Origin of the sequence: Klebsiella sp. GG_Kp173 (assembly GCF_040062415.1) — a bacterium.
Taxonomy (GTDB): domain Bacteria; phylum Pseudomonadota; class Gammaproteobacteria; order Enterobacterales; family Enterobacteriaceae; genus Klebsiella; species Klebsiella quasipneumoniae.
In genome coordinates this window covers 50,494-62,472 of sequence record NZ_JBEAFZ010000027.1, presented here as the reverse complement: position 1 = coordinate 62,472, position 11,979 = coordinate 50,494, and the positions used below count along the sequence as shown (strand labels likewise).

At 61.8% G+C, this 11,979-nt stretch carries 10 protein-coding genes; 3 read left to right on the top strand and 7 right to left on the bottom strand.

Annotated features, from left to right (window positions below):
- Nucleotides 1–304 precede the first annotated feature (304 nt).
- The gene (gene tynA, locus ABLU50_RS14405) at nt 305–2,572 is read left to right on the top strand and encodes a primary-amine oxidase (RefSeq protein ID WP_087832843.1); all 2,268 of its coding nucleotides are present in this window, start codon (nt 305–307) and stop codon (nt 2,570–2,572) included.
- A 2-nt stretch (nt 2,573–2,574) separates the two neighbouring features.
- Here tynA and ABLU50_RS14400 read toward each other — a convergent pair whose 3' ends face one another.
- From ABLU50_RS14400 to ABLU50_RS14370, 7 genes are all read right to left on the bottom strand, one after another.
- A complete protein-coding gene (locus tag ABLU50_RS14400) occupies nt 2,575–3,558 on the bottom strand; it encodes a zinc-dependent alcohol dehydrogenase family protein (protein WP_162922367.1) in 984 nt (327 codons plus the stop codon).
- A gap of 22 nt (nt 3,559–3,580) precedes the next feature.
- A complete protein-coding gene (locus ABLU50_RS14395) occupies nt 3,581–4,399 on the bottom strand; it encodes a phytanoyl-CoA dioxygenase family protein (RefSeq protein ID WP_004204030.1) in 819 nt (272 codons plus the stop codon).
- A gap of 24 nt (nt 4,400–4,423) precedes the next feature.
- Entirely contained in the window at nt 4,424–5,593 is a 1,170-nt protein-coding gene (argE, locus tag ABLU50_RS14390; protein ID WP_087832842.1) for an acetylornithine deacetylase, read from the bottom strand.
- A complete protein-coding gene (locus tag ABLU50_RS14385; RefSeq protein ID WP_053810459.1) occupies nt 5,586–6,260 on the bottom strand; it encodes a DUF1028 domain-containing protein in 675 nt (224 codons plus the stop codon). Before ABLU50_RS14385 ends, argE begins: the two co-directional genes overlap by 8 nt.
- Entirely contained in the window at nt 6,257–6,691 is a 435-nt protein-coding gene (locus ABLU50_RS14380) for a RidA family protein (protein WP_004190423.1), read from the bottom strand. Before ABLU50_RS14380 ends, ABLU50_RS14385 begins: the two co-directional genes overlap by 4 nt.
- A 26-nt stretch (nt 6,692–6,717) precedes the next feature.
- The gene (locus tag ABLU50_RS14375) at nt 6,718–7,974 is read right to left on the bottom strand and encodes an NAD(P)/FAD-dependent oxidoreductase (protein WP_087832841.1); all 1,257 of its coding nucleotides are present in this window, start codon (nt 7,972–7,974) and stop codon (nt 6,718–6,720) included.
- A 171-nt stretch (nt 7,975–8,145) separates the two neighbouring features.
- The gene (locus ABLU50_RS14370) at nt 8,146–9,060 is read right to left on the bottom strand and encodes a LysR substrate-binding domain-containing protein (protein WP_087832840.1); all 915 of its coding nucleotides are present in this window, start codon (nt 9,058–9,060) and stop codon (nt 8,146–8,148) included.
- 488 nt (nt 9,061–9,548) lie between these two features.
- Here ABLU50_RS14370 and ABLU50_RS14365 point away from each other — a divergent pair, with 488 nt between their 5' ends.
- Complete coding sequence (locus ABLU50_RS14365; protein WP_023318097.1) at nt 9,549–11,069, top strand: amino acid ABC transporter permease/ATP-binding protein; 1,521 nt, start codon at nt 9,549–9,551, stop codon at nt 11,067–11,069.
- Between the two features lie 26 nt (nt 11,070–11,095).
- Nucleotides 11,096–11,968, top strand: a complete 873-nt coding sequence (locus ABLU50_RS14360) for a phytanoyl-CoA dioxygenase family protein (RefSeq protein ID WP_017898740.1) — start codon at nt 11,096–11,098, stop codon at nt 11,966–11,968.
- Nucleotides 11,969–11,979 lie beyond the last annotated feature (11 nt).

The following is an 11,979-nucleotide window of genomic DNA, read 5'->3' as shown; positions in this document are numbered from 1 at the left end:
GGCCTGCCGGGAACGTCTCAGCGATTTTGAGGCCGCCAGCACCGGCAGTTTCAGCGGCCCCAGCGCTAGCGCCAGCAGTGATTTGGGACTGTAGGCCGGGTAAGGCGCAGCCGCCGCCCGGCAAAAAAATCGGCGCACATGTTCAATGCCTCTGCGGAGGCATTTTTTACGTCCCTCTGGCAAAACTGACAAATAACCTGGCAAGAGCAAACAAACGCTACGGCGCTGCGGGCTGGTAGCTTAAGGGTGACAAAGCCGACATTCGCAGCGGCATAAGACAACACAACAATAAGATGAGGTCACAATGGCATACGGCTTGAAATTTTCTCCTCGTAAAACCGCGCTGGCGCTGGCCGTGGCGGTGGTTTGCGCCTGGCAATCCCCGGTCTTCGCCCACGGCGGCGAAGCGCACATGGTGCCACTGGATAAAACGCTGGAGGCGTTCGGCGCTGACGTGCAGTGGGATGACTATGCGCAAATGTTTACCCTGATAAAAGACGGCGCTTACGTCAAAGTGAAGCCGGGCGCCAAAACCGCGATCGTCAACGGTAAACCCCTTGATCTGCCGGTGCCGGTGGTGATGAAGGAAGGTAAAGCCTGGGTCTCCGATACCTTTATCAACGACGTGTTCCAGTCGGGTCTCGATCAGACCTTCCAGGTGGAAAAGCGCCCTCACCCGTTAAACTCGCTCTCGGCGGCGGAAATCAGCGAAGCGGTGACCATTGTCAAAGCCGCGCCGGAATTCCAGCCCAATACCCGCTTTACCGAAATTTCCCTGCACGAGCCGGATAAAGCCGCGGTATGGGCCTTTGCCCTGCAGGGCACGCCGGTGGATGCGCCACGCACTGCCGATGTGGTGATGCTGGATGGCAAACAGGTGATGGAGGCGGTGGTCGATCTGCAAAACAAAAAAATCCTCTCATGGACGCCGATCAAAGGGGCCCACGGCATGGTGCTGCTCGATGATTTCGCCAGCGTGCAGAACATCATCAACGCCAGCAGCGAATTCGCGGCGGTGCTGAAAAAACACGGTATTACCGATCCTGGCAAGGTGGTCACCACCCCGCTCACCGTCGGCTACTTCGATGGCAAAGATGGCCTGCAGCAGGATGCGCGTCTGCTGAAGGTGGTCAGCTATCTCGATACCGGCGACGGCAACTACTGGGCGCACCCGATTGAAAACCTGGTGGCGGTGGTCGACCTGGAAGCAAAGAAAATCATCAAAATCGAGGAAGGCCCGGTGATTCCGGTGCCGATGGAACCGCGTCCGTACGATGGCCGCGACCGCAACGCCCCGGCGGTGAAACCGCTGGATATTACTGAACCGGAAGGCAAAAACTATACCATTACCGGGGATACCATTCACTGGCGGAACTGGGATTTCCATCTGCGTCTTAACTCGCGCGTCGGGCCAATCCTCTCGACGGTGACCTACAACGATAACGGCAAAAAACGCCAGGTAATGTATGAAGGTTCCCTCGGCGGGATGATCGTCCCCTACGGTGACCCGGACGTCGGCTGGTATTTCAAAGCCTATCTGGACTCCGGCGATTACGGCATGGGCACCCTGACCTCGCCGATTGTACGCGGCAAAGACGCGCCGTCGAATGCGGTGCTGCTGGATGAAACCATCGCCGACTACACCGGCGCGCCGACCACCATCCCGCACGCCGTCGCCATATTCGAGCGCTACGCCGGGCCGGAATATAAGCACCTGGAGATGGGCAAGCCCAACGTCAGTACCGAGCGCCGGGAGCTGGTGGTGCGCTGGATCAGCACCGTCGGCAACTACGACTATATCTTTGACTGGGTGTTCCACGACAACGGCACCATCGGCATCGACGCCGGCGCCACCGGGATTGAGGCGGTGAAAGGCGTGCTGGCGAAGACCATGCACGACCCGAGCGCCAAAGAAGATACCCGCTACGGAACGCTGATCGACCATAATATTGTCGGCACCACCCACCAGCATATCTATAACTTCCGCCTCGACCTCGACGTGGACGGCGAAAACAACACCCTGGTGGCGATGGACCCGGAGGTGAAGCCCAACACCGCCGGCGGCCCGCGCACCAGCACCATGCAGGTGAATCAGTACACGATTGACAGCGAACAGAAAGCGGCGCAGAAATTCGACCCGGGTACGATTCGCCTGCTGAGCAACACCAGCAAAGAGAACCGCATGGGTAACCCCGTCTCTTACCAGATCATCCCTTACGCTGGGGGCACCCATCCGGCGGCGACCGGCGCTAAGTTCGCCCCCGACGAGTGGATCTACCATCGTCTGAGCTTTATGGATAAACAGCTGTGGGTGACGCGTTACCACCCGACAGAGCGTTATCCGGAAGGCAAATACCCTAACCGTTCCGCCCACGATACCGGCCTGGGCCAGTACGCGAAGGACGATGAGTCGCTGACAAACCACGACGACGTCGTGTGGATCACCACCGGCACCACCCACGTGGCGCGCGCCGAAGAGTGGCCGATCATGCCGACCGAGTGGGCGCACGCCCTGCTGAAGCCATGGAACTTCTTTGACGAAACGCCGACCCTCGGCGAGAAGAAACAGTAATCTTAACCCACGGTGAAATCGAGCAGGATTTTACCGCCTCTTCCCGGCTGGCCGGCGGCGGCAATCGCCTCGCGCCAGTCGTTCAACGCCACCCGCTGGGCCGGCGGTTGCGTAGTCGTCGGTAGCCGCTGCCAGATCTCATCGAACGCCGCGCTCCATGCCGCCACGCTGAGGCCAGGCAGCGCCTCCCGCAGATGAAACTTGCGCACCGCCGCGCTGGCGCGCGTCTGGATCAACGGCCGCCCGGATAATAAGCCGTAGGAGACCAGGGTCGACGACGCGGGCAGCACCGACAACAGCGTGTTCCCCAGCTCCCCGCCCACCGCGTCAAACACCAGATCGCTGTGCTGGCTGACCTTCTCCACCAGCGCCCGGTCGGCGTCGAGGATCGGATAGATCCCGGCCTGCTCCAGACGCGCCCGATGCTGCGGCGAGCGAATAATCCCGCTTACCGAACGGGCGCCCATGGCCAGCGCCCACTGCCCCAGCAGGCTGGCGCAGGAGGAGGCGGCGGCGGTCAGCACGATCTGTTTCCCGGCAACCGGCCAGCGACTGAGCATCAGCATCGCAGTCAGCGGATTGATATACCCGCGGGCGGCCAGCAGATCGTCCACCGCCGGGGGAACCGGCACCAGCCAGGTCTCATCGAGATCGATAAACCGTTGCCAGGTGCCGCCCCCGCGCAGGGGCAGCACCCGCTGGCCCGCGGTCAGCCGGCTGCCGAATGGCGCGGCGACCACCTCGCCAAGGCCTTCGTAGCCGGGGACGGCCGGCAGTCGGGTACGGTGGCGATAGGCGCCGGTGATGGGGATCAGATCTGAAGGATTCACCGGGGCATAGCGCATCCTGACCCGCACCCGTCCACCGGCCAGCGGCGCCAGCGGGGCGCGTTTCAGCGTTAGCACCGCGGCCGGCGGCCCGTAGCGGTCATAAACAATGGCGTCGTTGAACATCGACTGGCTCCAGACAACGAAAGACGGGATCATAGCAGATCCCGTCCGAAGCCGCTTACGCTGGTGGCCAGACCTGGGGGAACAGTGGAGAATCCAGCGGGTCGCCGTCCCGCAGGGTCAGCTCGGGGAACGGCGGCGACGTCACGCCGCCGCGGTCGGCAAAGGCGGCGTCATCCCCCACCCAGCGGGCGGAGAAGACCCGTCGCGCCCGCGCTCCAGGGTTGCCGCGGGCGCCATGGACGGTGCGAAAATGAAAGGCCACCGCATCCCCCGGCTCCAGCGCCCAGCTGACGATATCGTACTCGTCCTCATGGGCGTCGATATCTGGCAGCGCGCTGAACCGGGTGTGCTCGTAGAGCCTGGTGCCATTGAAGCGGGTGGGACTGTACTCCGCCTCCCAGCGATGCGACCCGCGAATGCAGCGCAGCGAGGTGGCCTCTGCTACCGGGTCCAGCGGGATCCAGAAGCTGACGTTCTGTCGGCCGGAGACGCAATAGTAAGGCTGGTCATGATGCCAGGGGGTGACCGTGCTGCCCCCAGCGGGTTTGACCAGCGTATGCTCATGGAAAAATTTCGCCGTCTGCGACTGCATCAGCGCCGCGGCGATTTCGGCGGCGGCCGACTGGAAAACAAACTCGCTAAACGCCGGGATCCGCGACCAGTTGCAGTAATCCTGAAAAAAAGGCGGCGAACCATCTTTGGGGATCACCGTGCGCGCATGACCATATTCGCTGGGGCTGGCCATCAGCGCCGTGACCCCCTCGGCGAGGCGCTCAACCCAGGGGGTAAAAACGCCCTTCAGTAATACCACGCCATCCGCCTGCCAGCGGTCGACTGTCGCTTGATCGATATGGTGAGAGTGTTGGTTGTGCATCGCTTGGGTTCCTGTGTGGGTGGATCAGGTAAGCGGTTCTGCGGGCTCGGCGCGCATCCACGCGCAAAGCTGGCCCAGCATCGCCATGCAGCGTTCGGTCTGGTCGATACTGATGTACTCATCGGCCTTATGGCCCTGGGCCATGCTGCCCGGCCCGCAGACCAGGGTCGCGACGCCCATCTCGTCGAACAGCCCCCCTTCGGTGCCGAACGCCACGGTGGAAAACCGCTGGCTGCCGCACCACTGCGCCAGCCAGCGGGCAAAGTCGGACTGTGGATCGCTGAGCAGCGGCGGGTAGTGGCTCAACAGCTGAAACTGGATGTCGCTTCCGCCGCCGACCCGGCGCATCTCCGGCAGCAGCCGGCGGCGGGCGTAGGCCGCCAGCGCTTCGGTAACCGTTTCGGGACGCATCCCCGGCAGGTAGCGGATTTCAAAATCAAAGCGACAGGACTGCGGAACGATGTTCAGCGCGGCGCCGCCCTGAATGGTGCCCACCTGCAGGGTGCTGAAAGGCGGCGAAAAGCGGCTGTCCTGCTGCCGGGCCAGACGCGCGCCCAGCCGATCCAGGCGGTTGATCAGCCTGGCCGCGTAGCGGATGGCGTTCACCCCCTGCGGGGCATAGGCCGAATGGCAGGCCTGGCCCTCAATGCAGCAGCGCATGGCCAGTTTGCCTTTATGACCGAACACCGGCTGCATCTCCGTCGGCTCGCCGATGAGGCACAGCGCCGGTTTCTCCGGCGAGGCCTGCAGAAATTCCACCAGGCTGCGCACGCCGAGACAGCCGACCTCTTCGTCATAGGAGAAGGCCAGATGCAGCGGCATCCGCAGCGGCGCCGCCAGAAAGTCATCAACCGCCGCCAGCACGCAGGCGAGAAAGCCCTTCATATCGGCGCTGCCGCGGCCGTAGTAGCGGCCATCGCGCTCGGTCAGGCTGAACGGCGGCACGCTCCAGTCCTGCCCGTCCACCGGGACCACGTCGGTATGGCCCGAGAGCATCACCCCGCCGCCGCCGGACGGCCCCAGCCGGGCGTAGAGATTGGCCTTTCCCCCCGACGGGTCATAAAAGCGGCGGGACGCCACGCCGCGGGCGGCGAGAAAATCGGCGATCCAGTCGATCATCGCCAGGTTCGAATGGCGGCTGGTGGTATCAAAGGCCAGCAGCGCGGCAAGGATCGCTCCCGGCGTGTTATTCATCGCCAGGCACGCCATAGGCCGGCGCCTCGCGCGGGTCGAGCGCCCGGGTAATATAGGCCTCCATTTGCGGCTCCCACGCCAGCCACAGCTGCTCAAGGGCCGCCAACGGATCCGCTTCCGTCCAGTCAATGCGCAGGTCGACCACCGGCCACGGGTAATCGTCCACCACCTTCACCGCCGCCGAGTGGACCGGCCCGGCCTCGCCCCCGGCGACGATCCCGGCGCGCAGCCCGACCAGCAGCCGGCTGGTCAGCTCACCGGTGGCGGCCTCAAAGGCGCCCACCATCGCGGCGATCACCCCCTGACTGGCCAGCATGTTGCCCGCCGCCACGCAGTTATCCCCCGCCAGGGCGCCGCCGATCCCGAGGGTGAACTCCCCGCTGAACACCGCCGTGTCGCCGTTGGCGTCAATCGCCGCGACCTGGCGATATTCGCGGAAGCGATCCTCCGCCAGCGCCTGCTTCAGGGCCTGCTCAACGCTGGCCCCCGCTTCGAGCGCGCTGAGGATCTGCGGCCCCAGCGACGGCAGGGTAATGTTCTGGCTGGAAACCGCCCCCACGCCGGGCAGCAGCCACGGACAGCGCGACCCGACGGCCATGCTCGATGAACTAATGGCAATGCCCAACTGACCCGTTTCCGGGCAGCGGGCGGTAAGGGAAAGGGTCATTCTGCTGCCTCCCCCTGCCAGTCGTCAGGGATCACCGCCGTGACGTCAATCTCCATCAGCCACTGCGGCTGCGCCAGGGCCGACACCACCACCCCGGTGGAGATGGGAAAGACCCCTTTCAACCATTTTCCCACCTCCTGATAGACCGGCTCGCGATAGCGGGGGTCGATCAGATAAGTGGTGGTCTTGACGATATGCGAGAGATCGCTGCCGGCCTCTTTCAGCAGCTGCTCGACATTCTTCATCGCCTGTTCCGCCTGGGCTCGCGGGTCGCCGAGGCCGATCAGGTTGCCGGCGAAATCGGTGCCGACCTGGCCGCGAACGTAGACGGTATTCCCGGCCCGCACCGCCTGGCACAGATCGTTGTTCAGCGCCTGGTTCGGGTAGGTCTCTTTGGTGTTAAACATGCGAATACGGGTATGGGTTGGCATCAAAGCACTCCTTCAGGAAACGGTTATCAGGACGGCTGGTAACGCTGATACTGGCGCTGAATGGCGATCTGGTCGGCAATATATTTGGCATCGTGCCAGACGCCCCAGATAAAGGTGGACCCGCGCCGCGACAGCCACGGCAGGCCGAGAAAATAGACCCCCGGCTCCGTCGACACGCCGCGGTGATGCTGCGGCCGCTGCGCGTCATCGAAGGCGTTGACCTTCAGCCAGCGATAGTCCGTGGTATATCCGGTCGCCCAGATGATGGCGCCGATCCCGGCCTCGGCCAGGTCGAGGCTAAGCAGCGGGTCGCTGACGCAGGCCGGATCGGGCAGAAACTCACGGGCGGAGGGCTCTTCAGGCAGATCAGAACCGTTGCGCGCTACCCAGTCGTCGGCGGCGTCGAGCAGCGCAAGATAAGAGGCATCGCCGCGGCGGATATTCTCCGCCAGGTCGGTGTGGAACAGCGCCCTGGCGCCGTCAAAGCCGCGGGTCTGCCCCACCAGGGTGACCCCCTGATGTGCCAGTTGGCGAAAATCGACGGTATGGCCGCCGCGCGCGCCGCTCACCGCGATAGTGACATGCTCTTTCCCCGGCGCATTGGCCGCGGCGTCCCACATTCCCAGCACCCCGAGCCACCAGCAAAAATCGCGCTGGCGATAGCGACGCGGCGGCCGGTCGTGCGCCCCCACCGACAGCCACACCGCGCGTCCGGCACGCTGCAGCTCATCGGCAATCTGGACGCCGGAGGAGCCGGCCCCCACCACCAGCACGCCGCCCTCCGGCAACTGCTGCGGATTAAAATAGTGCGCCGAGTGGAGCTGCTGAATAGCCGGACTCTGCGGGGCGATGGCCGGGATCGTCGGGCGCTGAAAGGGTCCGGTGGCCGCTACGATCCGCTGCGCCTCAATCACCCCCTGGGAGGTGTCGACACGAAAGCCCGGTCGCCCGGCGAGGCGTTCGGCGCTGTACACCTCCACCCCGGTACGGATCGGCGCATTGAAGCTGCGGGCATAGGCGGCAAAATAGTCCGCAACCTGCTCTTTGCCGACAAAGCTATCCGGCGGGCAGTCCGGGAACACCATCCCCGGAAACCGATCGTGCCAGGCCGGGCCGTTGGCCACCAGCGAATCCCAGCGCCCGCTGCGCCAGGCCTGGGCAATACCCTGTTTCTCCAGCACCAGGTGGGGAATATCCAGCCGGGTCAGATGCTCGCTCATGGCGACGCCCGCCTGCCCCGCGCCGACCACCAGGGTATCGATCTCGGTTATCTGTTCAGTCATTTCTCTATCCTTCAAGCTCAGTTGCCGACGAGGTCGCCGGAATTGACGGCTTTCAGGTTATTTAACTGTGACGAATTGGTAAAATATTATAAAACGATCGACTGAATAGAATTTTACGAGGCTGAGTGACGACAAAAAAAAATAACGCCTGCCGGATCGACAGGCGTTATTTCAGCCGTGAGAGGGGGTTAATTCGATACTGCGGCAATAATCCATAAACAGTTGCGTTGGCCGCGTCGGCTCATTATTAGCGAGATGCGCCATAATTAAGGTTGAGGCGGGCATATCGTCGGCAATATCCCGCTGCACCACCCTTTCACCATCGTAGGTCATATCGCAACAAGGCCGGGTGACCAGCACCGAAAAACCGAGCCCCTGACCGACCATACAGCGCACCATTTCGATAGAGGGTGAGCTGTAAGCTACTTCCGGGTGATAGCCTTTTTCCTTAAAGATGGAGATGAAATAATTTTTGCTCGGGACCGCATCAAGGAGGATCATCGGCTCGCGGCTCAGCTCCTGCAGCGTCACCTGCGCCTTTTGCGCCAGCGGATGCGTGGCGGGCAGCAGCGCGTAGGGTTTATGCGGGGCGTTAAGCCGTTCTTTATTGATCGAGTGGCCAAGCTCCAGATCGTAGACCAGCGCCAGGTCAAAGCGGCCGCGGTGCAGGCCATGCATCAGCTCATGCTGTTCGCCGTCATACAGATGCAGCGTAATTTCCGGATAGCATTTCTTAAATCCAGCCACCAGCTTCGGCATATACAGCGGAGCTACCGATTCAAAGCAACCGATGGAGATCATGCCAGAAACCAGCTCTTTATCCGCCCGCGAATTCTGCTCAAATTCCCACGACAGGCGCAGCAGCTCCTTCGCTTTATCGTAGATCCGCCGACCGCTGGAGGTGAGCGAGACGCCCTGCGCGTGGTGGCGAATAAACAGCTGCTGGTCGAAGGTGCTCTCCAGATTCTTAATGGCAATGGAAATCGACGGCTGCGCAATGTGCAGCTGGCGGGAGGCCTCGGCGATACTCTCCGTCTCCACCACGGTGACGAAATATTTGAGCTGCTTCAGGGTAAATCGGTTCATAGCATCACCATTGATAAAATATGGTCCGGCGCACGCAGGAAATAGTTTTCCCCTAAGTCCCAAGCAATCCGCGTGCCACCCGCGAAAAATGGCGGCGCATTGCCCGCCAGGGGGCGATATTATTTATTCTCCTCCCTCGCCGGCACGGTTTATTTCCGCTTTTGCACCATCATGCAACACGCTGCACATTGAGCAGGCAGCGGTCGCCCCAGTTTCGCGCAAAATAACCTGCCTGCATAAAATATCGTTATTCAATTGCAGCTATTGTTTTTAAATTGTTTACGCAAAGTATCCTGATAATCACTTTAAATTCCATATCGTTAATAACGCTGTATAGTTTTTTTAAACTTAAAGACCAAAAATTTACTAATTGCCTCTGAAAGCATCCTGCCAGCATAGTGTATTCGCACGATGAACACCGGCGGCTCCCCATTAATGCACAGCCGAGCCGCTTTCATTTAGGTTAATTATGACGAGTGAAATAGCCCATGACGTTTAACTGGAACTACATGTTAAGCCTGCTCAGCGATGCCGATTTTTGGTGGGCCACCTGGACCGTCATTAAATTAAGTCTGCTGACCTGGGGCTGCAGTATTGTGCTCGGATTTATTCTGGCGCTGGCTAAACAGTCGCCGCGCGGTTGGTTATCCACCCCTGCCCGGCTGTATATCTGGTTATTTCGCAGTATGCCGCTGCTGGTCCTGCTGATTTTTGTCTACAACATGCCGCAGGCGCTGCCCTCCTTCGCGCCGGTGCTGAACGACCCCTTCTGGGCCGGCCTGCTGGCGATGGTCCTCAGCGAAGCGGCCTATATCGCCGAGATCCATCGCGGCGGGCTGCTCTCCATCCCCCGCGGGCAGAGTGAAGCCGCGCGGGCCCTGGGTTTACGCTACGCCGGGATCCAGTGGCGGGTGATCATTCCCCAGGCGCTGCGCGTCGCCCTGCCGGCGCTGGCCAATGAGTATATCGCCATCGTGAAGCTCAGTTCGCTGGTGTCGGTGATCTCCCTGACCGAAATATTGATGGTCGGCCAGCAGCTCTACTCGCAGAACTTTCTGGTCATGGAGACCATGACCGCCGTGGCGTTTTATTACATCTTTATCGTCACGGTGTTCGATTTTCTGCTGAAACGGCTGGAGAACTACCTCGATGTCACCCGACGCGACACCGCCCGGCCGGTGGATGCCGAGATGCAGCAGTTGGCGACCGCCCGTCGCCCGGCGATGGCGCGCAGCGTCTCCCAGGGCCAGGAGCCGGCGCTGCAGGCCTCTAAGCTGCATAAGGCCTACAACAATGTCGAAGTGCTGGGGGCGGTGAGCCTGCAGATCCAGCCCGGCGAAGTGGTCTCGGTTATCGGCCCGTCGGGCTCGGGGAAAACCACCCTCATTCGCCTGCTAAACGGTCTTGAGCAGATCGATAACGGCGAAATTCAGATTAACGGCCAGCCCTTTATTCATCTCGACCGTCAGGGGCAGCAGAAGCCGCGCTTTATGGAGAATGCCGAACACCGTTTGAATATCGGCATGGTGTTCCAGAGCTTCAACCTGTTCCCGCATCTGACCGTGTTCGGCAATCTACTGCTGGCCCCGCGCTATCACCATCTGGCAAGCGATGCGGAGCTGCGCCAGCACGCCTGCGAGCTGCTGCACAAGGTGGGCATGCTGGAACACGCCTGGAAGTATCCGCACCAGCTCTCCGGCGGTCAGCAGCAGCGGGTGGCGATCGCCCGCGCCCTGATGATGCGTCCGCAGATCATGCTGTTCGATGAGCCCACCTCGGCGCTGGATCCGGAAAAAGTGAATGAGGTGCTGCAGGTTATCGAATCCCTGGCCCACGAAGGCATCACGATGGTCATCGTCACCCACGAGATGAACTTCGCCTTCAAAGTGTCTGACAGGATCGTGTTTATGGAGAAAGGCCGGGTGGTGTGCGATGACACGCCGCAGGCGATGCGCAGCGGGCAACACCCGCGGGTCGAGGCCTTTCTGAAAGATGTTTCTCTGGCTTAACTACCGGGACGTGAAGAGGAAAAACTATGATTGCGCAGTGGCAAATTGAGCAGTTTCATCAGCAGGGTTATCTGGTGGTCGAAGGGGTGCTTTCCGCCGCCGACATCGCCACGCTGCAGAGCGATTTCGACGGCTGGGTTGAGGAGAGCCGCCGTCACGCGACGGCGTGGGGAGAAACCCTCGACGGGCGGCCGCGTTTCGATATCGAACGCGACCATGCTCCCGACCATCCGTCGCTGCGCCGGGTCGCCTCCCCGACGGAGATCTCCGAGGCCTATCGCCATACTGCGCTGAATTCGCGGATGGCGACCATTGCCGCGCAGCTGATCGGCGGCAACGGCACCCGTTTTCACCACAGCAAAATTAACTCCAAGCTGCCGCACACCGCCACCGAGGTGAAATGGCATCAGGATTTCCTCTTCACCCCGCACAGCAATGACGACATTATCACCGCCCTGCTGATGGTCAGCGAGGTGACGCCGGAAAATGGCCCGCTCAATGTGGTGCCGGGCAGCCATCAGGGGCCGCTGTGGTCCCACTGGCAGGAGGGTCGCTTCACCGGGGCGGTGGATGACGAGGTGGTGACGGCTCACTGCCAGCAGCCGCAGGCCTGTTTTGGCCCGGCGGGCTCAGTCTGCTTTATGCATACCCGCCTGCTGCACGCCTCCAGCCCCAACGAAACCGCCCTGCCGCGCACCCTGTTCATCAGCGTCTACGCCGCCGAGGATGCGCTGCCCTTCGGCGAAAACCCGCTGCCGAGCCGCCATGCCGGCCAGCTGGTGGCCGGGGAAGAGAGCGGTCTGGTGCGCAGCACCAATAACCAGCTTCGCCTGCCGCAGAAGCCGCGCGGCGCTTCGTTTTTTGTTCAGCAGGCCGGTGCCGATCGCGCCAGCATGTAATTCGCCCACAC